This is a genomic window from Hymenobacter edaphi, from assembly GCF_003258365.1.
Classification (GTDB): Bacteria; Bacteroidota; Bacteroidia; order Cytophagales; family Hymenobacteraceae; genus Solirubrum; species Solirubrum edaphi.
In genome coordinates this window covers 11,863-34,432 of record NZ_QHKM01000009.1, presented here as the reverse complement: position 1 = coordinate 34,432, position 22,570 = coordinate 11,863, and the positions used below count along the sequence as shown (strand labels likewise).

At 66.7% G+C, this 22,570-nt stretch carries 17 protein-coding genes; 6 read left to right on the top strand and 11 right to left on the bottom strand.

Features of this window, described 5'->3' with window-relative positions; all coding sequences use genetic code 11:
- Positions 1-59: 59 nt before the first annotated feature.
- The gene (locus DLM85_RS20865) at positions 60-1,274 is read left to right on the top strand and encodes an ABC transporter permease (RefSeq protein WP_111480121.1); all 1,215 of its coding nucleotides are present in this window, start codon (positions 60-62) and stop codon (positions 1,272-1,274) included.
- Positions 1,275-1,631: 357 nt separating this feature from the next.
- Here DLM85_RS20865 and DLM85_RS20860 read toward each other — a convergent pair whose 3' ends face one another.
- The 4 genes from DLM85_RS20860 to DLM85_RS20845 all read right to left on the bottom strand — a co-directional run bounded on the left by DLM85_RS20860 (position 1,632) and on the right by DLM85_RS20845 (position 9,763).
- Entirely contained in the window at positions 1,632-5,879 is a 4,248-nt protein-coding gene (locus DLM85_RS20860; RefSeq protein WP_111480120.1) for a T9SS type A sorting domain-containing protein, read from the bottom strand.
- Between the two features lie 161 nt (positions 5,880-6,040).
- Complete coding sequence (locus tag DLM85_RS20855) at positions 6,041-6,790, bottom strand: LytR/AlgR family response regulator transcription factor (protein WP_165822233.1); 750 nt, start codon at positions 6,788-6,790, stop codon at positions 6,041-6,043.
- A 164-nt stretch (positions 6,791-6,954) separates the two neighbouring features.
- Positions 6,955-8,928: an ATP-binding protein gene (locus tag DLM85_RS20850; RefSeq protein WP_111480118.1), complete on the bottom strand. Its 1,974-nt coding sequence runs from the start codon at positions 8,926-8,928 to the stop codon at positions 6,955-6,957.
- Positions 8,929-9,058: 130 nt separating this feature from the next.
- Positions 9,059-9,763, bottom strand: a complete 705-nt coding sequence (locus DLM85_RS20845) for a peptidoglycan DD-metalloendopeptidase family protein (protein WP_111480117.1) — start codon at positions 9,761-9,763, stop codon at positions 9,059-9,061.
- 246 nt (positions 9,764-10,009) lie between these two features.
- On the opposite strand from DLM85_RS20845, the gene DLM85_RS20840 reads away from it, so the two are divergent.
- Both DLM85_RS20840 and DLM85_RS20835 read left to right on the top strand, forming a co-directional pair.
- Positions 10,010-11,182: a ferredoxin--NADP reductase gene (locus tag DLM85_RS20840; RefSeq protein WP_111480225.1), complete on the top strand. Its 1,173-nt coding sequence runs from the start codon at positions 10,010-10,012 to the stop codon at positions 11,180-11,182.
- Between the two features lie 85 nt (positions 11,183-11,267).
- Positions 11,268-13,010, top strand: a complete 1,743-nt coding sequence (locus tag DLM85_RS20835) for a M3 family oligoendopeptidase (protein WP_111480116.1) — start codon at positions 11,268-11,270, stop codon at positions 13,008-13,010.
- A 79-nt stretch (positions 13,011-13,089) separates the two neighbouring features.
- Here DLM85_RS20835 and DLM85_RS20830 read toward each other — a convergent pair whose 3' ends face one another.
- The 4 genes from DLM85_RS20830 to DLM85_RS20815 all read right to left on the bottom strand — a co-directional run bounded on the left by DLM85_RS20830 (position 13,090) and on the right by DLM85_RS20815 (position 15,390).
- Positions 13,090-13,428, bottom strand: a complete 339-nt coding sequence (locus tag DLM85_RS20830) for a hypothetical protein (RefSeq protein WP_111480115.1) — start codon at positions 13,426-13,428, stop codon at positions 13,090-13,092.
- A 23-nt stretch (positions 13,429-13,451) separates the two neighbouring features.
- Entirely contained in the window at positions 13,452-13,805 is a 354-nt protein-coding gene (locus tag DLM85_RS20825; protein ID WP_111480114.1) for a hypothetical protein, read from the bottom strand.
- A 134-nt stretch (positions 13,806-13,939) separates the two neighbouring features.
- Complete coding sequence (locus DLM85_RS20820; protein ID WP_111480113.1) at positions 13,940-14,530, bottom strand: hypothetical protein; 591 nt, start codon at positions 14,528-14,530, stop codon at positions 13,940-13,942.
- 254 nt (positions 14,531-14,784) lie between these two features.
- Positions 14,785-15,390 carry a TetR/AcrR family transcriptional regulator gene (locus DLM85_RS20815; protein WP_111480112.1) on the bottom strand — a complete coding sequence of 202 codons (606 nt, stop codon included), beginning with the start codon at positions 15,388-15,390 and terminating at the stop codon, positions 14,785-14,787.
- Between the two features lie 57 nt (positions 15,391-15,447).
- Here DLM85_RS20815 and DLM85_RS25605 point away from each other — a divergent pair, with 57 nt between their 5' ends.
- The 3 genes from DLM85_RS25605 (at position 15,448) to thiL (ending at position 17,236) form a co-directional block, all read left to right on the top strand.
- Positions 15,448-15,696 (top strand): YdgH/BhsA/McbA family protein, encoded by a 249-nt coding sequence (locus DLM85_RS25605; RefSeq protein ID WP_165822232.1) that lies wholly within the window; start codon positions 15,448-15,450, stop codon positions 15,694-15,696.
- Positions 15,697-15,765: 69 nt separating this feature from the next.
- The gene (locus DLM85_RS20810) at positions 15,766-16,140 is read left to right on the top strand and encodes a hypothetical protein (RefSeq protein ID WP_111480111.1); all 375 of its coding nucleotides are present in this window, start codon (positions 15,766-15,768) and stop codon (positions 16,138-16,140) included.
- A 58-nt stretch (positions 16,141-16,198) separates the two neighbouring features.
- Positions 16,199-17,236 (top strand): thiamine-phosphate kinase, encoded by a 1,038-nt coding sequence (gene thiL / locus DLM85_RS20805; protein WP_111480110.1) that lies wholly within the window; start codon positions 16,199-16,201, stop codon positions 17,234-17,236.
- 197 nt (positions 17,237-17,433) lie between these two features.
- Here the strand turns inward: thiL and DLM85_RS20800 are convergent, their stop codons facing one another.
- From DLM85_RS20800 to DLM85_RS20785, 3 genes are all read right to left on the bottom strand, one after another.
- Positions 17,434-17,805, bottom strand: coding sequence for a hypothetical protein (locus DLM85_RS20800; RefSeq protein ID WP_111480109.1), 372 nt, complete (start codon positions 17,803-17,805; stop codon positions 17,434-17,436).
- 520 nt (positions 17,806-18,325) lie between these two features.
- Positions 18,326-19,738, bottom strand: coding sequence for a 23S rRNA (uracil(1939)-C(5))-methyltransferase RlmD (rlmD, locus tag DLM85_RS20795; RefSeq protein WP_111480108.1), 1,413 nt, complete (start codon positions 19,736-19,738; stop codon positions 18,326-18,328).
- Positions 19,739-20,172: 434 nt separating this feature from the next.
- Entirely contained in the window at positions 20,173-22,530 is a 2,358-nt protein-coding gene (locus DLM85_RS20785; RefSeq protein WP_111480107.1) for an erythromycin esterase family protein, read from the bottom strand.
- Between the last annotated feature and the right edge of the window lie 40 nt (positions 22,531-22,570).

Genomic DNA, 22,570 nt, shown 5'->3' with positions numbered 1-22,570 from the left:
GTCATCCGAGAGGGTGGGAGATTCACAAAACTAGCCGGCTTCGCGTAGCTTTACGCCCAGTGAACGTTTCGCGGTACATATCCCAGAAGATTGCAGGCTCCGATTCGGGGTCGTTTACCTCGTCGGTAACCAAAATTGCCATCATCAGCATTGCGCTGGGGCTGGCCGTGATGGTTGTCTCGTTTGCTATTCTGGAAGGCTTTCGTAACGAAATCCAGGCCAAGATCTTTTCCTTCGGGGCGCACCTCACGGTCAGCAAGTACGACAACAACAACTCCCTGGAAGTGGAGCCCATCAACGGGCCCAAGCTGACCCAGGAGCTGCGCCGCTACCCCCAGGTAACCGGGATGCAGCCCTTCGCCCGCAAAACGGCCATCATCAAAACCAAAGATGAGGTGAAGGGTGTGGTGCTCAAAGGCATCGACGAGAAGAACGGCCTCTCGCCCATGCGCCAGAACCTGGTAGAGGGTAAATTTCTGAGCTACCCGGACACGGCAGCCTCCGAAGACATCATCATCTCGCGCAAAATGGCCAACCAGCTGCGGCTGAAAGTGGGCGAGGAAGCGCTGTTCTACTTTATCCAGAACCCGCCCCGTATCCGCCGCTTTCAAGTGGTCGGTATCTACCAAACCGGCCTCGACGAGTTCGATGACGTGTACGTGATGGGCGACATCCGCCAGATCCGGGAGCTGAACGCCTGGCCCGACTCCCTGGTGGGCGGCTACGAGGTGGTGCTGCGCGACTTCCGCCAGCTCGACCCGGTGTACGACAACGTGCTCGGCAACCTGCCCTACGACCTGAAGCTGGACAAGATTACCGACCAGTACGCCCAGCTCTTCGACTGGCTGCAGCTGCTCAACCGCAACGTCATCATCTTCCTGATCCTGATCATCTTCGTGGCCACCTTCAACATGGTCGCCACCATTTTCATCATGATTCTGGAGCGCACCAACATGATCGGGGTGCTCAAGGCCCTGGGCGCGACGGACAACCAGATCCGACGCATGTTCTTTTTCCGGGGCCTGAACCTGACTCTGAAAGGCATGCTCTGGGGCAACGTGGTGGCCCTGGGCTTCTGCGCCATCCAGTACTTTTTCCACCCCATCCCCCTCGACCCCGAGAACTACTACATGGACCGGGTGCCGATTCACTGGGACTGGCAGGTTATCCTGCTCATCAACCTGGCCGTGTTCATCACCTCCCAGCTGGCCGTGCTCATCCCCACCTACCTGATTGCCCGCATCAAGCCGGTGGTAGCCATCAAGTTCGACTAGGGCCGGTAGCCCGTGGACAAAAGGAACGTCAGGCTGAGCCGTGAGCCTCGCGGAGCATCTCTACCGCTTCGTGGTTCGGCAGGGCTGCTTGGCTGCGCCTTCCTGCGGTTCGACAAGCAGCCACCCGACGAAGCATGACAGCCCAGGGACCAGCAGAACCCCATTGTCAGTTGCTGTCCACACACCCTGGCAAGCGTTCAGGCGTCATTTCTCGCCGAGGTGCGCCGAGGACGTGGCCGAATAGCTCGGCGTATTCCCTGCGAGAAACTTGCCTCCGGGTACCACGGATTCCGACCATGAAAAAAAGCCCCGAACCAGATTGGTCCGGGGCTTTTTGCTGGGTGGGTGCGGGTAGATTTATGGCACGAGCTGCAGCTTCTGGGTAAGCACCTGCCCGTCGGCCTGCACGCGTAGCGTGTACACGCCCGGCGCCAGGCCCTGGGTCGAGAGCGGCTGCTCGGCGGCCGTGGTCAGCGGCTGGGTGCGCACCGCCTGGCCCAGGCCGTTGAGCAGCGTGAGTTGGCCCGCGCCCAGCGGCCGGAGCAGGCGCAGGGTCAGGCGGCCGGCCGGGCTGGGGTTGGGGTATACCTGCAGGGCGGCCGCGGCCGCCTGCAGGCGGGTGCTGAGCGGCGCCAGGCCGATGCTGAACGGGCCGCCCGCTTCGCTGCTGGTGTAGCCCGACACAGCCACGTAGTGCCGCTGGTTGGGCGTCAGGCCCGTTACCGGCACCGTGCCCAGGCCCACGCCGGGGCCGCTGGCGGCCTGGCAGAACACCTGGCTGAACGCGGTGGAGCAGCTGGCGGCGGTAAACACGCGCACCAGGCCCGCGCTGGTGCCGCGCAGGTACAGCGTGGCCGTGCTGGCGGTGGGCGTCCAGCTGTACCACACGTCGCGCGGGGCCTGGGCGCCCGAGCAGGCGACGGTGGTGTTGCCCGGCAGGTTGCTGAACGTGGCCCCGGCGTTGGTACCGCTCACGCTGTTACCGAGGGCCACGGCCCCGCAGGGCTCGTTGTTGTCGGGTACGAGCTGCTGCAAGATGGTGGTCTGCACGTTGTTGGCCGGGTTGGCGTCGGGGCTGCCGTTGGGCAGGCTGGCCGTTACCGTCAGCGTGTAGGTGCCGAAGGGCAGCGTCAGGCCCTGGGTGAAGGTCAGCGGCTGGGTGGCGTTGTAGCCCAGCGTCAGGCCCGTGAAGGTTTGCGTTACCGGCGGGCCGTTGTTGATGGTGTAGCTCAGCACCACGGAATTCAGCGGGCTGGTGCCGTAGTTGCGCAGGCTCACCGTCACCGGGTTGTTGCCCACGGTCAGCGTACCCGTCGGGGCGTCGATGCTTTCCAGCGCCACGTCGTTGGCATTCAGGTTGAACTCGTAGGCGCCGAGGTCGGGCGGGTTGCTGCGGGTGGTGCCGGCGAAGTCGCGGGGCACGCGGGGCAGGGTGGCCGGGGTGCCGGTGCCGTTCAGGGCCGGGGCGCCGGGCTGCAGGCTGCCGGCGGTCAGCAGCTGCGGGTCGGCCTGCTGGCTGTTCTGGTCGTAAGCGCCGCCGTTGGCCGTGCGCCAGTCGCTGAGCAGGGCGTAGTCGGTAGTGCCGTAGCGGCCGGTGAAGACCCCGGGGCCCGCCGCGCCCACGAACAGGTCGTTGTAGTTCGAGGTGATGGTCGAGGTCGGGGCGTTGAAGTTCACCGCGTAGCGCCCCGTCGCGGCGGGCTGCGTCACCACCACCAGGTTGTTGCGGAAGTCGATGTCGGTGGCCGGGCTGGTCTGGTAGAAGCCCATCACCGTCGAATTCGACTGGCGCGGGCTGTTCATGAGCACCGTGTTGTGGTAGTAGCGGGCGAAGCCGGAGCCGGCGTTGTAGATGCCGTAGTTGGTGCCGTAGCCGTCGAGGTTGTAGAGCAGGTTGTTGACCACGTCGTTTTCGGTCCCGGCCGTGCTCGGCGAGCTGGTGAAGTAAATGCCGTACACCGGCAGGGCGCTGCTGCTGGCCGTGTTCGGGTTGTGGATGCGGTTGCGCTCGATGGCCAGGCCCACGCAGCTGGCCACGTAGAGGCCGTAGAAAGTGGTGGTGGCCACGCGGGTTTCGCGGTGGATGTTGTTGTCGAGCACCCGGGCGCCGGCGTGGTTGACCAGCGTGACGGCGGTGCTGAAGGTATTCTCGATCAGGTTGCCCGTGATGCGTACGCCCGTGCTCCGGCTGGCGGCCGAGAGGCCCGTCAAGCTCACGCCGTAGTAGCCGCCGCGGATGGTGTCGTTTTCGATGCGCAGGCCGCTGGCGTCGGCCCCGCCGGTGGTGGCGGTGAGCGAGCTGCTGCCGGCAATGCCCGCGTTGGTGTTCATGAGGGTGGCCGCGCTGGGAGCCAGAATCACGCAGTTGCGGATGCGGTTATTGAGCGTCTGCCCCACCAGGTGCACCCCAATGCCGTACTGCGGCGAGGCGGCCACGTCCACGGTCAGGTTCTGCAGGGTCAGGTAGTCGGTGCCGTTCAGCAGCACGGCCGCCGGCTGGCCCTGGGTGCCGCCGTAGGTCAGGCGCTGCTTGCCGGCGCCGCCGTCCACCACAATGGTGTCGGTGGCCGAGACCCCGCTGATGGCCTGCAGGGCAAACTGCTCCTGGTAAGGCCCGTTCAGCACGTTCAGGCGCACCGCCCCGGCTACGCCGCCGTTGTTGAGGGCGGTGGCCGCGTCGGCGAAGCCGGTGAAGTTGGTGCCGCTGGCCGGCCCGTTCTTATTGATGGTATAAGTGCCCACCAGCGGGGTGTAGTAGTGGCGCGTCAGGCTGCTGCTGCTGGTGCTGCCGTTGGGCTGGCGGGCTGTTACCGTCAGGAAGTTACGCCCGCTGACGAGCACGGCCGGCGTGGTAAACGAGAAGCTCAGGGTGGCGCCCACGGCCAGGCCGCCGGTCGGCGTGAGCACCTGCACGACGGGGGCCGCGCCGTTGAGCACGTACTCCAGCTGCACGGTCGTGAGCGGGGTGGTGCCGTTGTTGCCGATGGTCACCGTAACGGGGCGGCTGCCGGCCGTGGCGGGCGCCGCCGGCGAATCGATACTGCGCAGGGCCACGCTGGCGGTGCCGGCCGGCGGGCTGAACTCGTAGGCGCCCAGATCGGGGGCCGTCGTGCTGCGCGGGGTGCCGTTGAAGTCGCTGGGCACGGCCGCCAGCGGGGCGGCGGCGCCGTTCAGGGCCGGGTTGGTGGGCTGCAGGTCGCCGGTGGCCGGGCCGTTGAACTGCGGCTCCACGCTCAGGCTGTTCTGGTCGAAGGCGCCGCCGTTGGCCGTGCTCCAGTCGGCCAGCGTGGCGTAGGGCGAGGTCTGGTAGTAGCCGGTGCGGTAGTTGGTGCCGCTGCCCACCAGGTCGTTGTGGTTGCTCACGAAGCCGGGTACCGGCGACGAGAGGAAGATGCTGTACTGCAGGGTCGGGCCGGTGCGGCGCACGCGCACCACGTTGTTGCGAAACTCCACGCCGACACCGGTGGTCTGGTAGAAGCCAAAGCCGCCGAAGTTGGCCGTGTTCGTCTGGTCGTCGATGTCGATGGTGTTGTAGTAGTAGCGCGCGTTGTCCGACGAGCCGTTGAAAATGCCGTACACCTGCGCGCCCTTCGCGTCGTAGATCAGGTTGTTGGCAATGACGTTGGGGCTGGTCGCGGTGGCGGCCGTCAGCGTGAAGAGGTAGATGCCGTAGGCGCCCGAGGTGGGCGTGTTGTTGGCCGGAAACATCTGGTGGATGCGGTTGCGGGCCACCGTCGCGCCGCTCACGCCGGTGCTCATCTGCACCCCGTAGAAGGTTTCGGCGTTGGTGCGGTTGGGGCGCGACATGTCGTTGCCCGTAATCTGCGGCCCGCTCAGCGCGCTGACGTACACGCCGGCGTTGAAAAAGTCGCTGATGACGTTGCCCGTGATGCTGGTGCCGGCTGCCTGGGCGGTATTGCTCGCGCCCACCACCACGATGCCGTGGTAGCCGCCCGTCACGGTGTTGTTCTGCAGCGTCAGGTTCTGATTGCCCACGATGCCCGTGGCCGCGCTGGTCAGCGAGGTGGCCGAGGCATTGGCCACGATGCCGGCGTAGTTGGTGAGGGCCGCGCTGGCCACGGTGGCCGTGTTGGCCGTCACGGTGCAGCCGCTGATGACGTTGTTGTCGGCCCCGTTCAGCAGCTGAATGCCCCAGCCGTACGTGCCGGCTATGCCGCCGTTGGTGGCGTCGACCACCAGGTTGTTCACGGTCACGTAGTCGGCCCCGTTCAGCGTCACCACGGCCCGCTGGGCGGCGTTGGCCGGCGCGAAGCGAATCGTGCGGCCGTTGCCGTTGATGGTCACCCGGTTGGCGGCGCTGCTGCCCGCAATGACCGGCAGGCTCACCTGCTCCAGGTAGGGCCCGCCGCTCACGGCAAAAGTTACCGGCCCGCTCACGCCGTTGGTGCCCAGGGCCGCGGCCGCGTCGGCGAAGGAGGCGTAGTTGGTGCCGCCCGTGGCCTGGGCGCTGTTGATGGTGTAGGCCCCGCTGAGCGGCGTTTGGGCGTAGGCGCCGGGAGCCGCGGCCAGCAGCGCCGGCAGGCCCAGGGCCGCGGTCAGGGCCCGCAACGGCCGCCGGAGCGTAACGAGTACAGGTGTGTGCATAGCAGAGAAAAAGGGAGTGGTTGAAGCGGAAAAGGGCCCGCATCAGCCGGCTGCGGCTGAGAAGCCGGCCGCTGAAGCGGAAGCAGAGCAGGAGGGGAAGCCGGGCCGGTGCGGCGGGCGGCGTAGTTGCTCAGCCGCGCCGGCCAGGGCGGCGGCGCGGGCTAGCCGATGGTGCGCAGGCGGCGCAGCAGCTCGTCCTGGTACAGGCGGCTGACGGGCAGCAGCTGCTTGCCCACCTGCACCAGGTGGCGTACCGGGTCCAGCCGCTCGATGTGCTCCACGTTGACGTAGTAGCTGCGCTGAATCTGCACGAACCGGTCGGCGGGCAGGTGCATGACCAGCTCCCGCAGCGGCATGCGCACGTGCACGGTGCGGTCGGCCAGGGTGAGGGCGCACAGCTTGTCCTCGGCCGCCACCGACTGCACCAGGCTCAGCCGGATTTTCTCCAGCAGCCCGTTTTCCTTCACGAACAAGGCATCGGGCACCGTGGCCGGGGGCGGCGGGGGCGCGGCCGCTGGCGGCGCGGCGCCGAAGTTGCGCACGGCCAGCGCCAGGGCCCGCTGCAGCGCGTCCGGGTCGACGGGCTTGGTCAGGTACGCGGCCGGCCCCACTTCCTGCGCCCGCTCAAAGGTCGGGCCATCGGCGTGCGAGGTGAGAAACACCAGCGGAATGGGGCGGTGCGCCAGCAGCTGCGCGGCCAGCTGAATGCCGTCGGTAGCGCCGCGCAGCTGCACGTCCAGCAGGGCCAGGTCCACGGTTTCGGTGCGGTGCAGGGCCAGGGCAATGCGCGCATCGGCGGCCGGGCCCACGGGCTCGTAGCCCAGGTCTTCCAGGGCCGCTTCGAGCTGCTCGGCGTAGAGCGGCTCGTCTTCCACCACCAACACGCGAATAGTCGTTTCGGACCGGGCCATAACTTGCCGGACGGGCAGCAGGCCCGCCGCGGCCGAAGATACGCACGCGGGCGGAGGGGTGGGGGCAGAGGGGAGGAACAGCGTCATAACCAGCGGCCGGGCAGCAGCGGCCTCCACGGCGAGGCGGCCCTACCCGGGTAGCGGCCAGTAAGATGGCTGTTGGGCTAGGCTAGTGCTTGCCGGGCGGCGCCAGTTGCCGGAATTGCGTCGCCAGCGGCCGGAATTGGGGCGGGCGGCAGCAGCAGCCGGGCCGTGGTGCCCTGGCCGGGCGTGCTTTCGAGCGAGAGGCGCCCCTGCTGAATGCGGGCGAAAATAACGCTCAGGCGTAGCCCCAGGCCCGTCGAAGAGCTGCCCGGCAGGCGCTCGGTCAGCTGCCCGCTGAGCAGCTGCGCAATGCGCTCCGGCGCCAGGCCCACCCCGGTGTCGGCCACGCGCAGCTCGATGCCCTCGGACCGCTCCTCGGCCGCCAGCGCCACGGTGCCGCCGGGGGGCGTGGCCCGCAGGGCGTTGCTGACCAGGTTGCGCAGGATGGTGCGCGTCATGTTGGCATCGGCCGCTACGCTGCCGGCCGGCCCCGCCTGCACCAGCAGCCGTACCCCCGCGGCCTCGGCTCCGGGCTGGTAGAGCGTGGCCACTTCGCTCAGCAGCGGGGTCACCGGCACGCTTTCGACCAGGGGCTGCAGCTCGCCGCGCTGCGAGAGGGCCCAGCCCAGCAGGCTGTCGAGCAGGCCGCGCAGGCTTTCGGCGGCCTGGCGCACGCGCCCGCCGAGGCCGGCCAGGCGGGCCATGTCCTGCCGCTCGATGTAGCGCGTCATCAGGTCGGCCAGCCCGCTGAAGGCTACCACGGGGCTGCGCAGGTCGTGAGCTACCAGGGCGTAGAGGCGGTCCTGCTCGGTGCGGGTGGCCGTCAGTTCGGCGTTCTGGCGGGCGAGCAGGGCCCGGCTGCGCCGCAACCGCCACGCCAGCACGCCCGACCCGATCAGGCCGGCGGCGGTGGCACTGAGCAGGGCCACCATCAGCAGCAGGTAGTGGCGCTGCTTGCGGGCTTCCTGGGCCTGCTGACGGGCTTTCTGGCTAAGGGCGCGTACGCGGCTGCGCTGCCGCTCCGTGTCGAACTGCACCTGCAGCCGGGCCAGCGCCTCGCGCCGCTCGGCCGAGTTCAGGCTGTCCAGCAGCCGGAGCTGGCGCTGGGCGTGGCCGTACGCCTGCATGCCGCGGCCGGCGGCGGCCTCGGCTTTGGCCAGCAGGCCGTAGCCTTCGGCTTCCACACCGGCGGCCCGGAGCCGGTGCGCTTCGGCGGTGCCGGCCCGCAGCAGGGGCAGCGCCTGCGCCCAGCGGTTCTGCAGGCCCAGCAGCTCGCCCAGCGACAACTCGGTCTGGGCCGCGCTGAACTGGTCGCCGGTCAGGCGGTGCAGCCGCAAGGCGGCGCGGTGGCAGTGGGCGGCCGAGTCGTAGCGGCCCGCGTTCTGATGTACCAGCGCCAGCACGTTGAAGGCCGTGGCCCGCGCGTGGCGGGGCACGCCGGGCCGGCGGCCGGCCGCCAGGGCCAGCCGGGCGTACCGCTCGTGCAGCCGCGGCAGCGAGTCGGGGGCAGCTACGCCTGCCCGGAGCCACCCTGCGTAGAGCATGGCCAAGTGGTTCTGGCCCATGGCCACGTCGGCGGCCGGGGCGGCGTACTGGCGCATACCCGCCAGGGCCCGGCGGAAATACTGATCGGCCTTTTCGAATTCCTGCTCCTGCGCCGCCACCCGGCCCAAGCCCAGCCAGGCCAGCGCGGTGGCCTGGGCCGCCCAGGGCTGGGTGCGCGCCAGCCGCAGCTCCTGCTGGTAGTACCGGCTGGCCACCACGTAATCCTGTTGCCAGAGTGCCGTGGCCGCCAGGGCGTTGAGGCACAGCGCCTCGCCGCGCCCAAAGCCGATGCGCCGGGCCAGCTGCAGCCCCTGCTGGCCGTAGCGGGCCGCGGCGTCGGCGTCGCGGCGGTCCAGCTGGCGGCACAGCTCCACCAGCAGCAGCACCCGCGTGGTGTCGGGGCGGGCCGCGGCTACCTGCGCCCGGAGGCTGTCAACGGGCGCGGCAACGGCCGCCCCGCCCGCGGGCGCCGCGCAGAGAAGCGCACAAAGCAGGGAGAGCAGCCGCAACGGAAAAGGGCAAAGAGGTCAGCGTAGGAAAGATACAGCGCCTCGGGTTAAAATCTAACCAGGCAGCGTGCCGCGCAAGCAGGCGGGCCGGAGCCCGCCCCAGCAGCTGCGGCGGGCAACAAGGGCATTCCTACTTCTGCAGCACCCGGCTCTGCAGCACCAGGTTTGGGTCGGGGCACAGGGCGGCCCAATAGTCCCGCTCCTCGGGCAGGGCTACGCCGGGGAAGTCGCCGCGGCGGCCCTGCAGATCGGCCATGAGCTGAAAGTGCAGGTGCGGCGGCCAGTCGCCATTCTCCGGCCACGGCCCCACGGTGGCAAAGGCCTGGCCCTTTTCCAAGGGCAGCCCGGCCTGCAGGTCGCCAAAGCCGGCGCGGCTCAGGTGGCCGTAGAGCGAATAGAACGTGACGCCCGCCAGCTCGTGCTGCAGAATCACCGTGGGGCCGTAGTCGCCGAAGTTGTCGTTGTCGGCGAGGCTGTGCACGGTGGCGGGCAGCGGGGCCAGCACCGGCGTGCCGGCGGGCAGCCACACGTCCACGCCCAGGTGCAGGGAGCGGGCGGGCACGGCCGGGTCGCCGAACAGGCCGGGGCTGCGGCGGTAGATGACCCGGTTTTCGAGGTAGCCGCCCACGCCGATGCGGGCGTGCCGGGCGCGCAGCAGCTCCTGCACCAGCTGGTCGAAGGCCACGGTGTCGCGCAGGTCGGCGGTGGCCAGGCGCGGGTTGGCGGCGGTGAAGTCCAGGCGGGCCACGTCGGCGGCGTTCAGGTCGACGGGCAGCACCGGGCCGAAATCGGCCGCGTGACGGCGCAGCAGCTCAGCGAGGGAAGAAGCGGACATTCGTTGGTTGTCAGTTGTATGGTTATCGGTTGTCAGTCGGGGGTAGCAGGCGGCAGATGCGGCCCAACGGCCTGACAGCTCGCCCCTCCCAGCTGACAACTATCAGCCGCGAAGATGCAGCGGATTTACCCTTTCCCTCGGTTTTGCCGTATTTTGCAGACCCGTTGCTGCCTGAGCGGCCGGGCCCGTTTTTCCCACTCCGAACCTTAAGTTTTCGTGCGCCGGCTGCGGCCGGCCGAGAACCGCATGAGCAACAGCCCTTACCTGACGCTGAACGTCGTCGAGCTGACCCGCGAAACCGCCGACGCCATCACCATTCACCTCGAACGCGCCGACCGGCAGCCCGTGCCCAGCCAGCCCGGCCAGTTCCTGACCCTCATTGTGCCCTGCGGCAGCGGCAAGCGCCCGGAGCGCCGCTCCTACTCGCTCAGCAGTACCCCCGCCGACGCCCCGCGCCTCTCCGTGACGGTGAAGCGCGTGCCCGGCGGCCTGGTCAGCAACCATTTGCTCGACACCGTGCGCGTGGGCCAGACCATCGAGGCCATGGCCCCGCTGGGCAACTTCACCACCGACACCAACCCGCAGGCGGCCCGCTCCCTGGTGCTCATCGGCGCCGGCTCGGGCATCACCCCGCTGATGTCCATCCTGAAAACGGTGCTGCAGCAGGAGCCCGGCAGCCAGGTGCTGCTGGTGTACGGCAACCGCAACGAGGAAACCACCATTTTCCGCGAGCAGCTGCAGCGGCTGGAGCAGCAGTACGCCGGCCGGTTCCAGGTCGAGCACGTGTTCAGCCAGCCCAAGCAGGCCGCCAAACCCAGCGGCGGCATGTTCTCGCGCCTGTTCGGGGGCGGCACGCCGGCCCCGCAGCCGGCGGCCGAGCACCAGCACACCGGCCGCCTGAACCGCACCATGCTGCTGCGCGTGCTCGAGCAGCGCCACCGGGCGCCCGCCGCCCAGGCCGAGTACTTCATGTGCGGCCCCGAGGGCATGATGGCCGAGGCCAAAGCCGCCCTGGAGTTGCTGGGCGTACCCGCCGACCGCATCCGCCGCGAGAGTTTCGTGGCCTCCGCCGACTCGGCCGAAGCCGCCGCGGCCCAGCCCGACGGCCACGGCACCGTGCTGGCCGACGACAAGGATGAAATTTCGGCCCGCAAGGTCACCATTCAGTACGAAGGCACCGAGTACGTAGTGGAAGTGCAGCCCAACCAGACCATGCTGGAAGCGGCCCTCGACCAGGATATCGACCTGCCCTACAGCTGCCAGGCCGGCCTTTGCACGGCCTGCCGCGGCAAGTGCCTCACCGGCAAGGTGCACCTGGATGAGCGCGAAGGCCTCTCGGACCGTGAGCTGCAGCAGGGCTACGTGCTCATGTGCGTGGGCCACCCGCTCACCGACGACGTGGTCATTGAAATTGATTAGCCTTTTTTGCCGCTCCGCGCTGCCTTTCTGCGCGCTGCTGCGTAGCATAGTGGTTCCAACCTTTCCGCCCGCCGCAATCTAGTCCATGCTTTATTCCCCCCTGGAAATTTCCGCCGACGTGACGTCGTCCCAACGGCCGGCCCGGCACTACCTGCCCGAGGCCTTCACCGTCACCGATTGGGCGCAAATCGAGCCGTACTTCGTCGAGCTGCGCGACCGGGCCATCGGCTCCGGTGCCGAGCTGGAGCAGTGGCTGCTCGACCGCTCCGAGCTGGAATCGGTGCTCAGCGAAGACCTGGCCTGGCGCTATATCCGCATGACCTGCGACACCCAGGACCAGCAGCGCTCCGAGGCGTTTCAGTACTTCGTGAGCGAGATTGAGCCCCTGGTGGCGCCCCACGACCACGCCCTGAACGAGAAGCTGGTGGCCTCGCCCTACGCCAGTGAGCTGGACCAGCAGAAGTACCGCATCTTCCTCCGTTCGGTGCGCCGGGCCCTGGAAATCTATCGGGCTGAGAACATTCCGCTCAAAACGGAAATCAGTACCAAGCAGCAGGAGTACGCCGCCACGGTGGGCGCCATGACGGTGACCCTGGACGGCGAGGAAATGACCCTGCAGCGCGCCGCCGACCGCCTCAAGGACACCGACCGCGCCAAGCGCGAGCAGGCCTGGCAGGCCATTCAGGACCGCCGCCTGCAGGACGCGCCCAAGCTCGACGCGCTGTTTACCCAGCTGATCGGCCTGCGCCACCAGATGGCCCGCAACGCGGATTTCGCCAACTTCCGCGACTACATGTTCGCCGCCCTCGGCCGCTTCGACTACACGCCCGAGGACTGCTTCGCCTTCCACCGCGCCATCCGCGAAACCGTGGTGCCGCTCATCGACGAGCTGGACCTGGAGCGGCGCCAGGACCTGGCCTTGCCCGAGTTGCGCCCCTGGGACCTCGACGTGGACCCTTCCGGCAAGGCGCCCATGCGGCCCTTCGAAACCGGCCAGGAGCTGCTGACCAAGACCATTACCGTCTTCCAGCGCCTCGACCCCTTCCTGGGGGACTGCCTGACCACCATGCGCGACATGGGCCACCTGGACCTGGAGTCGCGCAAGGGCAAGGCGCCCGGCGGCTACAACTACCCGCTCGACGAAACCGGCGTGCCGTTCATCTTCATGAATGCCACGTCCTCCCTGCGCGACGTCATTACGATGCTGCACGAGGGCGGCCACGCGGTGCACTCCTTCCTGACGCGCCGCCTGCCCATGGGCGCCGACAAGCACCCGCCGAGCGAGGTGGCCGAGCTGGCCTCGATGTCGATGGAGCTGATTTCGATGGATTACTGGGATGTGTTCTTCGCGGACGCCGACGAGCTGCGCCGGGCCAAGAAAACCCACTTGGAGTCGGTGCTCGAAACCTTCCCCTGGGTGGCCACCATCGACAAATTTCAGCACTGGGTGTACGAAAACCCGGAGCATAGCCCGGCCGAGCGGCAGCAGCGCTGGACGCAGGTGTTCGACGAGTTCAACCAGCGCACCGTGAGCTGGCAGGGATTGGAGAACTACAAGCCCTGGCTGTGGCAGAAACAGCTGCACCTCTACGAAGTGCCCTTCTACTACATCGAGTACGCCATGGCCCAGCTCGGCGCCATTGCCGTGTGGCGCAACTTCCGCCAGAACCCGCAGGCCGGCCTCGACGCCTACAAGCGGGCCCTGGCCCTGGGCTACACCGCCACCATCGGCGAGATTTACGAAGCGGCCGGCATCCGCTTCGATTTCAGCACCGACTATCTGCGCAGCCTCGCCGACTTCGTGCGCACGGAAATGGCGCAGCTGTAAACGGATGAAGCCCTGAAACCCGACGGCCCGGCTGGTAATAACCAGTCGGGCCGTCGGGTTTAAAAGCACATCCTGCTGCCTATTGCGCGGCGCTGATGCAGGTGATGGTGGCGTTGTGCCAGGTATGCACGGCCGGGGTGGCCTCGGGCTTGTAGGAAATCATGACCTGCTCGGGCAGGGCGCTGGCGTTAGCCGTTTGGAAAGCATCCCAGTCGGGGCCGAAGGGGCGCAGCTCCCGTCCGTCGTTGAGCACGAGCAGTATGGGGTGGTCGGGGCAGTTGGCCACGTTGCACACCGGGTAGCGCACGGCGGCCGGGGTGGTGCAGGCGGGCGCGGGCGCGTCGGGGTCGTTGCACAGGGAGCAGCCGGTCAGCAGGCCGGCGGCAGCAGTTGCCAGCAGTAGAAGGAATGGACGCATGGGAGGTAGTGAAGTCAGCGGGATTAACGGCCCTGGTTGGCAGCTGGCGTGCCGCACCAGCCGACCTGAATCTGAATGCAGGTGAGCTTGACGCCCTCGCCCACCATGCAGATGCTGGCCGCCGGCTCGTTCACGTAGCTGATGGTCACCCGCTCGCCGTCGTGCTTGGCGTAGTGCTGCCACAGCTCGCCGTGGGGCTCCAGCCGCTTTCCATCGGCCAGCTCCAGCACGAAGCCGCAGCCATCCAGGCCCGTCAGGTTGCGGATGGTGGCGACGGTCTTGCAATCGGGATTGGGTTCGTTTTGGGAGTCCTGGCAGCTGAGGGCCAGCGGCACCAGGGCCACGGCGGCAAGCAGCGTGAGTAGGCGGCGCGTCATGGGCGGGCGAGGGTAGCGTGTATAGAGCAGAGCCCCGACGGCGGCTGGAGGTTGCAGGCAGTGGCGCTGGAGGGTAGAAAAAAAGCGCCCGCGGAAAGCTCCGCGGGCGCCGCAACCAGGGCAGCGGCTCCGGGCTAAGGCTGCAGCTCAAACAGGGGTAGGGGCTGCAGATTGGAGTACTTGCGGCCCGCGCGCTTCAGGGTTGCGGCGTGTAGTTGCAGGTATTGGTTGTATTTCTTGGCGGCCTGGTCGTAGCGCACCCGGAAGCCGATAACCTGGCTGTCGGCCTCCTTGATGGTTTCCGTCAGGGCCTGCACGTCTTGGCTGCGCTCCAGCTGCGGGCGGGCCAGGTCGTACACGGCGTTGAGCACCTGGGTCTGGGCGTTGTCGTAGGTGTCGATTTTCGTCGATTCGCCCATGGTTTTCTGGTCGTAGCGCAGGCCGAGCAGCTGGTCGTTGGCCTGGCGCAGCTGGTCGGCCTGGGTTTTGTCGGTGCCGGGCAGCTGCTTGAGGGTCTGGAGCACGGCGGTGGTGGCCACCAGTTTCTGGTTGTCGCTGTCGATCATCCGCTGCCAGCGCACGTCAACGGTGTCGCGCAATATGGCCAGCTGCACCCGGGCGGCTGCCGGGGAGGTCGGATCAACGACGGCATTGTCGCCGGTTTTACGGCAGGAAGCCGCGGCCAGCAGGACCAGCAGCGGGAAGTATAAAAGCAGTTTTCGCATGACAACCTTCAAACGCAGGACCGGCGCGGGATATTCCCGCAGTAGTCGAAAAACCACAAATTTCAGGCCCGGCTGCCGCTAAGGTGGCACAAGGCCCGCGCAGAACCAGCAAGCGGGTAAAAAACGTGCCGCCCCGCGCAAAAGAGCGGGGCGGCACGGGGGCGGGAAACGGGGAATAAAACGAGAGCAGCAGCAGGGCACCCGGATAACGGGGAAAAGCAGGGGGGAATGCTCATCCGAGGGCCCCGCTGCGCTCAAGTTGTGGGGTTGTAGTCGGTGGCCAGGCCGCCCAGCAGCTGGTCGGTAAGGCGCTCGGCTATCTGGTCGGGATTCAGCTTGCCGTCGGGGCGGTACCAGTTGGGCAGCCAGGTCAGGCTGGCAAACAACGTCAGGGTGGCAAACGCCGGGTCAGGGGTACGCAGGGCGCCGTCGGCCACGCCCCGGGCAATCATGTCGCGGAAGGCGGCTTCGTAGCCGCGCTGCAGCTGCACGAATTCCGACAGGGCCGGCTCGCTCAGGTGGCGCCACTCGTGTAGAAACACGGCCGAGGCGTCGGTGTCGCGGATAAGCACGCGCACGTGGCTGTCGATGGCCAGGCGCAGGTGCACGGCGGCGGGGGCCAGGTCGTCGGCGGTGGCGGCGCGCAGACCGGCCATAAACTCATCGGCCACCCGGAAGCAGATGCGGTGCAGCAGCTCTTCCTTGGAGCGGATGTGGGAATAAATGCTGCCGGCCTCGATGCCCAGGGCCGCCGCCAGCTCGCGCATGCTGGTGGCCGCGTAGCCGCGCCGCCGAAACAGCGCGGTGGCCGTCTGGTCGATCTGGGCTTTGCGGGAGAGGGTGGGCGGCGTAGATTCCATAAGGGGCGTAACGGCAAACAAATATACTGGTTCCTAACGTTCGTTAGCAAACAATGGTTGTGGTTTTCTTTCGCGCTGCCGAAGTTTGGTGGTCGATATTACGACTATCTTTTTCATTCTCACATGGTTTTTCGCAAACGTTTGGGGGCCTTGCTGGTCCTGGTGAGCAGTTGCGGCGGCGAACAGGCGCCCTCCATTTCGGAGCAGGCGCCACCGCCGGGGCCAGTGGCGGCCGAAAACCCGCAGGAAGCAGCGCGCCGGAAAAGCTCCGTGCGGCATTTCCTGCGGTGGTACCAGGGCCGCTAACCCGCGCTGGACCGCCTGCTGCGGGCTACCGTCAGCAAGCAGGGCCGCGGCGACACGGCGCATTACCAGGTGAACTTTGCTCGGGCGCAGCACTACCTCGACTATCTAACCAAAGCCGGCTGGTTCACGCCGCAGTTCATGCGCGACCAGGCCCAGCAGTTTCGGCGCCGCGACGTCGATTTTCGCCGCACCCGGCAGGCCTACGGGCCGCCGACGGGCTTCGGGTTTGGCTGGATTCTGTACACGCCGCAGCCCGAAAAGGTCGTGGCCGCGGCACTGGCCACCGGCCGCATTACGGCCACCGAAACCGACGCGGGGCAGTGGCAGGCGCGGGTGCAACTGCCCGACAACGGCCGGCTGGTGCTGGACCTGGTGGCCGCCGCTGATTCGGCCCGCATCGAAACCATTTACCCCGACGGCATCGAGCAGCTGGCGGGGCAATAGCGGATTCGGCGGGCCGGAACGCTACCTTTGCGGCCCGCGCACCGTAGTGCCTACTGCTATGTCTGAACAAGTAACTCCGCTCAATCAAGTCGGCGAAATCGGCCTGATTCGCCTGATTCAGGATACCATCACCCTGCACCAGCCCAGCACCGTGCTCGGCATCGGCGACGACGCGGCCATTCTGGCCCCGCCCGCCGAACACGAAATGGTGGTCAGCACCGACCTGCTGGTGGAAGGCGTGCATTTCGACCTCGCGTTCTGCCCCCTGCGCCATTTGGGCTACAAGGCCGTGGCCGTCAACGTCTCCGACATTGCCGCCATGAACGCGCTGCCGACCCAGATTACCGTGAGCCTGGCCCTGCCGAGCCGCTTTTCGGTGGAAGCCGTGCAGGAATTCTACGACGGCGTGCGCCTGGCCTCGGAGGCTTACCGCGTCGACGTGGTGGGCGGCGACACCACGGCTTCGCGCGGCGGGCTGGTGGTGTCCGTCACGGCCCTGGGCACGGTGGCCCGCGGGCAGGCGGCGCGGCGCTCCGGCGCGCAGGTCAACGACCTGATCTGCGTCACCGGCGACCTGGGCGCGGCTTACCTGGGTTTGCAGATTCTGGAGCGCGAAAAGCAGGCCTACCTGGCCGACCCCGAAACCCAGCCCAACCTGGAAGCCTACGACTACGTGGTGCAACGCCAGCTGCGCCCCGAGGCCCGCATGGACGTCATCCATATGCTGCGCGACCTGGGCGTGACGCCCACCAGCATGATTGACGTATCGGACGGGCTGGCTTCGGAGGTGATGCACCTGTGCGCTGCCTCGGGCGTGGGCGCCACCATCTTCTCCGACCGCCTGCCCGCCGACCAGCAGGTGTACGAGGTGGCCGACGAGTTCCGCCTCGACCCGGTGATGTGCATCCTCAACGGCGGCGAAGACTACGAGCTGCTGTTCACCGTCCCGCTCTCGGACTTCGATAAGCTCAAGAACCACCCCGACGTGACCATCATCGGCAAAATTACCGAGGCCGCGGACGGGGCTATTCTGGCCACCAAAGGCGGCAACGCCGTGCCGCTGCGGGCCCAGGGCTGGGCACACTTCGGAAAGTAACAGGTGACAGGTAACACGTTCGAGGTGGCTTTTAGCCGCGAAGCGGCGTCACGTCAATAGCCCGGACGAGCTGATAAAAGCCGAGCTCCGTAGGAGCGGCACCTACCTACGCGGTTCGGGTGTCGCTCCTACGGAGCTCTGGTTGTTCTTGGGGCACCTATTCTATTGATGTGGCGCCGCTCCGCGGCCGGGCACGGCTAATCCTCCGGGTAGGGCACGAAGACGAACTTGGTAAACTCGCCGTCGACTACGAACAGGCAGCAGAACTCGTCGGGGTCTTTGTAGGCGCGCTGGAAGTCTTCTACCAGTTCCTCGGCCACCAGACCCTGCTGCACGAACACGTCGAGGTAGGAGGCCAGCACGTACCACTCGGTGGCTACCTCTTCGGGGGAGAGGAGCAGGGAGCCGAAGGGCACGGGCACGCGAGAGAAGATGAAAATGGGGTACTTGATGTCGTTGCGGCGGATCTGATAGGAGGCTTCCTTCAGCGTATCGGCCACAATGGCGAAGTCCTTGGTGATGGTGCCGAGGTACTTGCCGCTCAGCTCGGGGTCGTTGGCGTAGTCCATGTAGGGTTTTTAAAGAGGCTTGTGTTTCAAGCGCACCAAGGTCATTATTGGATAAGCGACGTTACGGGAATCATACTCTAATGACCGGGAAACGGCAAACCAGCTTACCTGAAACTTGTAATTGATAAGTTTCAGGTAAGTCTTACCGGATACTTCTTTGAGTTTAAAGCTGTATCGGTCACTACCATTTATTGACGAAATGCTATATCCATGACCTACACAAGGAAAGTAGGCGTGCTGGTTGATGACTGACCTTGAATCGAACGACCAGGTCAGGAACTTGCAAACTCCTGGCGCGTCAAAATAATAGCCGGGCTTGTTATGGAAAGTGATTGTGTCTCTGGCGCTGATATTGGTCGTATCCTTTGCATACCAATAGGGGTGTAGTGAATACGGCTTCTCTCTGCTTGCTGAAATATCCTGCTGCAGCCTCTCTTGCAATGAGCTTTGAGCAAAGCTGCAACGGAAGCACAGAAGCAGAAAGAGTAGAAATACCAGCCGCATGAAGTGATTCAAAAGTCTACTTCAGCTCCAGCAGCACCACGTTCTCCACGTGGTGGGTGTGGGGGAACATATCCACCGGCTGCACGCGCGTCACGCGGTAGGTGTCGGCGAGTAGCTCCAGGTCGCGGGCCTGGGTGGCGGGGTTGCAGCTCACGTACACGACACGCGGGGCGCGCAGCTCGATGAGGCGGTTGACCACGTCGACGTGCATGCCGGCGCGGGGCGGGTCGGTGATGATGACGTCGGGGCGGCCGTGCTGGTCGGTGAAGTCCTTGGTGAGGACGTCCTTCATGTCGCCGGCGTAGAACTTGGTATTCTGCACGCCGTTGATTGCCGAGTTCAGCTTGGCGTCTTCGATGGCCTGTTCCACGTACTCCACGCCGATAACCTCGCGGGCCTGCCGGGCCACGAAGTTGGCAATGGTGCCGGCGCCGGTGTAGAGGTCGTACACCAGCTCCGTGCCTGTGAGGCCGGCAAACTCGCGGGCCACTTTGTACAGCTCGTAGGCCTGCTCGGAGTTGGTCTGGTAGAACGACTTCGGCCCGACGCGGAAGCGCAGCCCTTCCATTTCCTCGTGGATGTAGGGCAGGCCGTGGTGGCAGATGACTTCCAGGCCGTCGAGCGAGTCGTTGCCCTTGTCGTTGAGCACGTAGTTCATCGACGTGACGCCGGGGAACTGCTCCAGCAGGTAATCCAGGATGACCGGGATGAGCTGGTGCTGGCGGTAGAACATGGCCACAATCATCAGCTCGCCGGTGCTCTTGGCGGTGCGGATGGTGAGGGTGCGCAGCAGGCCGGTGTGCTTGAAGAGGTTGCCGAAGCGCAGGTTGTTTTCGCGGGCGTAGTCGCGGAAAGCCAGGCGGATCTGGTTGGACGGGTCGGGCTGCAGCCAGCAGTGCTCGATGTCGATGATCTTGTCGAAGCGGCCGGGCAGGTGGTAGCCCAGCACGCGCCGGTCGTACTGCTTGGTTTCGTCCTTGATCTGCTCCGAGGTCAGCCAGCCCTGGTAGCTGAAAGTGTACTCCAGCTTGTTGCGGTAGTAGGTCGTCTCCTTGGAGCCCATGATGGGCTGGATTTCGGGCAGCTCCACCTTGCCGATGCGCTGCAGCGTGTCGTTCACCTGCTGCTGCTTGTACATCAGCTGGGTCTCGTAGGCCAGGTGCTGCCACTTGCAGCCCCCGCAGGTGCCGAAGTGCTGGCAAAACGGCTCCACGCGCAGGTCGGAGTACTTGTGGAAGAACACCGGCTCGGCCTCCAGGTAGCTTTTCTTCGACTTGGTGATGCGCAGGTCCACCACGTCGCCGGGCGCGACGCCCGACACGAAAATGACCAGGTTGTTGTGGCGCACCAGGCACTTGCCTTCGGCGACCATGTCTTGTATCTCCACGTTGCGGAGGTCCTCCGCCGGGATTTTCTTCGGGTTAGGCATTACGGGATTCACGGGTGCAAAGATAGACCACGGATTCTTCCGGATTTTTCGGATTACACGGATTTTGTGGACGGCGCGGGGTGGAGCGGTGCCGTGATGTAGCTGGCGGGCAAGGTTTTGCTGAAGCCGGGAGGTGTTTTGCCGTAGTCAAGACCTGTGTGGACGCAGTCAAGTAGCGTTGGAGCGAGGTTGGAAGGCGTTGAATCGAAGTCTGATGGGGTTGGATCGAAGTCGGGAGGTGTCGGAGCGAAGTCGGGAGGCGTTGGGGCGAAGTCAGGGGGCGTTGGGGCGAAGTTGGGAGGCGTTGGGGCGAAGTCGGGTGGTGTGTTCGGGGGCGGTAGCTGATACAACCGGGCCAGCGGTGATTGGAAACGCCCGTGCCCGCTGCTTCAGCGCAACGGGTACGGGCATTGGTGGGGCTTGGCCGGAACTACCTACTGCACCGCCTGCGCCGGGGTCGACTTCGGCAGGTACAGCAAGGCGTCGAACTCGCGGCGGAGGCTGTGGCGGCCGAAGGGTTGGGTGTAGGCTTTCAGGGTGCCTTCCCGGAACTGCAGGTTTTCGAACAGCCACTGCGTGCCGGGCAGCAGCTCGGGCGTGCGGATGTCGAGCAGGGCCGCGGGCAGGGCGGCGGCCCGGAAGTAGTGCTCGTAGCTGCCGACGGCGGACGCAGCAGCCGTGGCGGTAACAAAGGCGGGCGGCTCTTCGCTGCGCAGGGCGCGGAATGTCCCCTCGTGGAAGGCCAGGCCCACGGCCAGGAAGTCGGCCCCGTACTGGCGGCGCAGCTGCATACCCAGGGTTTCGTCGTCGCGGTTGTAGGTGGCGAGGCTTTCGTTGTGCGACCAGACCACCGCCTTGCCGCCGCTGGTTTGAGCCCGTGCCCACTGTAGGTTTTCGGCCAGGCAGGCGGCGCGGTAGGAGGGGCGGAGGCTGGCGGCGAGGGTGTGGTAGAGGCTGAATTGCTCGGCCACGCGCAGCAGTTGGGGCAGCAGCACGGCTTCGCCGGGGAAGGGCTGGTAGCGGCTGCTGAGCTTGGCGGGTAGGTCGTAGGCGGTGCGCAGCTCGGCCAGCAGCCGCTGCGCCTCGGCAAGCAGGGGCGCGGCGGCGTCAGGCTGCCGGAGCAGGTGCAGCTGGACGTTGGCCGCTTCCAGCTCGCGCAGGTGGGCCTGCAGCTCGGCCAGCTTGTCGGTGCGGTAATTGGGGCTGGCGGGCAGGTGCGGGCGCAGGTAGCGCAGGCTTGCGGGGGCTTCTTGTAGGTCGAGGCCCAGCAGCTGCAGCTTGGCACCGGGGGCGCGCTGGTTGTAGCTGCGCATCCACTGCACCAGGGCCAGCATTTCGGCGGTGTCCCAGGCGGGCAGCTCGGCCACCAGGGCTTTCGGGTCGCCCTGGCCGGTTTGCAGGTAGTCGTTCAGGGCCAGGCAGGGGCCCAGGTCGGCTTCGAGGGCCAGCAGGCGCACACCCTTCTGCTCCACCAGGTAGCGAAACAGGCGGTGCTTGAGCTGCATCTGCTCGTGGGAACCCAGCGTGACTTCGCCCAGCCCGATAACCTTGCTCGTGCCCACCAGCTGCCCGAAAGCGGCCAGGTCCTTCTGGTCGCCGCCGTCGGGGGCGGTGGTGCGCAGCGGCACAGCGGCTTTGCGCAGCCAGGCCAGCTCGGCGGGCTTGGGGAGGCCGGGCGTGGGCGGGGCTGTGGGGGTGAAGCCGTGGCCGTCGACGAGCAGCTCCAGGTGGTCGAGCCACACGGGGCCGGCGCCGGGCCGCAGCAGCAGGGTCAGTTCGGAGTGGTTGAATCTATCCGAAATAGGCACTTTCAGCTCGAAGGGTTGCCAGCCGGGTGGGCCAGCGGGGGCCGGCAGCGCCGCCGTCAGCAGCTGGCCCGGCCACTTAAACCGGTCGTACGGAAAGCTGCGCCGGTCGCTGTTGCTGAGGATGCGGTACTGTAGCTGGGCCGGCGCACCGGTGGCCGTTGCATAGCGCACGTAGCCGCGGATGGTCAGCGTTTTGCCCTGCAGCGAGTCGAGGGGCACCACGCCCAGGTACACCGGGGCCGCACCCGCCTCGGCGGCCGGCACGCGCAGGCTGCGCCGGCCGTGCTGCACCACGGCCGAATCGAGCTGCCAGCGGCGGGGCCAGGCCTGGGGGCCGCGCACTTCGGCGGGGCCGCGGCGCTCGAAGTCCCAGTCGGGCAGGGGCGTGCCGGGCGGCAGCAGCAGAGCCTCGGTGCCAGGCAGGGGCGCATCTACCCAGGGCTGGTTCCGCCAGTGCAGCTGGTAGTTGTCGAGCCAAATGCGGCCCCGCCCGTTCATGTGCACGGCCAGCCACACATGGTCTGCCATCCGGCTCACGGGCAGCTGCAGCCGCAACTGTTGCCAGTCGGCCGTGGGCGTCGCTGACACCGCATCGGTGCGGGTGTTGCCACTGGATAAGCTTTCATTGATGACCCCGGAATTGGCGCTCAGCCAGACCTGGCCCCTGAAGTCTTCGGTGCGAATCCAGGCCGTGAAGGTGACAATCTGCCCGCGCAGCGAGTCCGTGACGGGAATGGTCGCCGAAATAAAAGTAGCTTCTGCCTCTTCGGCCCGCGAGGCGTCGATGAGCAGGCTGCCGCGGCCGTGCTGGGCCCGGCTGGTGGTGTCGAGGCGGATGAGCAGGTCGTCGGGGTACTGGCGGCGGCCCCGGAGCAGCAGCGGGCGGCGGCCGTTGGCTTCGGGCTCGAAGTCGAGGTTGATAATGGCCTGGCCGTGGGCCGTCAGGCTGGCCAGCAGCAGGGCCAGAATCGATAGAAGACGCATAACACCAAGGGAAATAAAGTGGCCGGAAGGTAACGCAAAA

Coding starts and splice junctions, on each gene's coding strand:
- DLM85_RS20860 (WP_111480120.1), bottom strand. CDS start 5,879: ATGCACACACCTGTACTCGTTACGCTCCGGCGGCCGTTGCGGGCCCTG.
- DLM85_RS20855 (WP_165822233.1), bottom strand. CDS start 6,790: ATGGCCCGGTCCGAAACGACTATTCGCGTGTTGGTGGTGGAAGACGAG.
- DLM85_RS20845 (WP_111480117.1), bottom strand. CDS start 9,763: ATGTCCGCTTCTTCCCTCGCTGAGCTGCTGCGCCGTCACGCGGCCGAT.
- DLM85_RS20840 (WP_111480225.1), top strand. CDS start 10,010: ATGAGCAACAGCCCTTACCTGACGCTGAACGTCGTCGAGCTGACCCGC.
- DLM85_RS20835 (WP_111480116.1), top strand. CDS start 11,268: ATGCTTTATTCCCCCCTGGAAATTTCCGCCGACGTGACGTCGTCCCAA.
- DLM85_RS20830 (WP_111480115.1), bottom strand. CDS start 13,428: ATGCGTCCATTCCTTCTACTGCTGGCAACTGCTGCCGCCGGCCTGCTG.
- DLM85_RS20825 (WP_111480114.1), bottom strand. CDS start 13,805: ATGACGCGCCGCCTACTCACGCTGCTTGCCGCCGTGGCCCTGGTGCCG.
- DLM85_RS20820 (WP_111480113.1), bottom strand. CDS start 14,530: ATGCGAAAACTGCTTTTATACTTCCCGCTGCTGGTCCTGCTGGCCGCG.
- DLM85_RS20815 (WP_111480112.1), bottom strand. CDS start 15,390: ATGGAATCTACGCCGCCCACCCTCTCCCGCAAAGCCCAGATCGACCAG.
- thiL (WP_111480110.1), top strand. CDS start 16,199: ATGTCTGAACAAGTAACTCCGCTCAATCAAGTCGGCGAAATCGGCCTG.
- DLM85_RS20800 (WP_111480109.1), bottom strand. CDS start 17,805: ATGGACTACGCCAACGACCCCGAGCTGAGCGGCAAGTACCTCGGCACC.
- rlmD (WP_111480108.1), bottom strand. CDS start 19,738: ATGCCTAACCCGAAGAAAATCCCGGCGGAGGACCTCCGCAACGTGGAG.
- DLM85_RS20785 (WP_111480107.1), bottom strand. CDS start 22,530: ATGCGTCTTCTATCGATTCTGGCCCTGCTGCTGGCCAGCCTGACGGCC.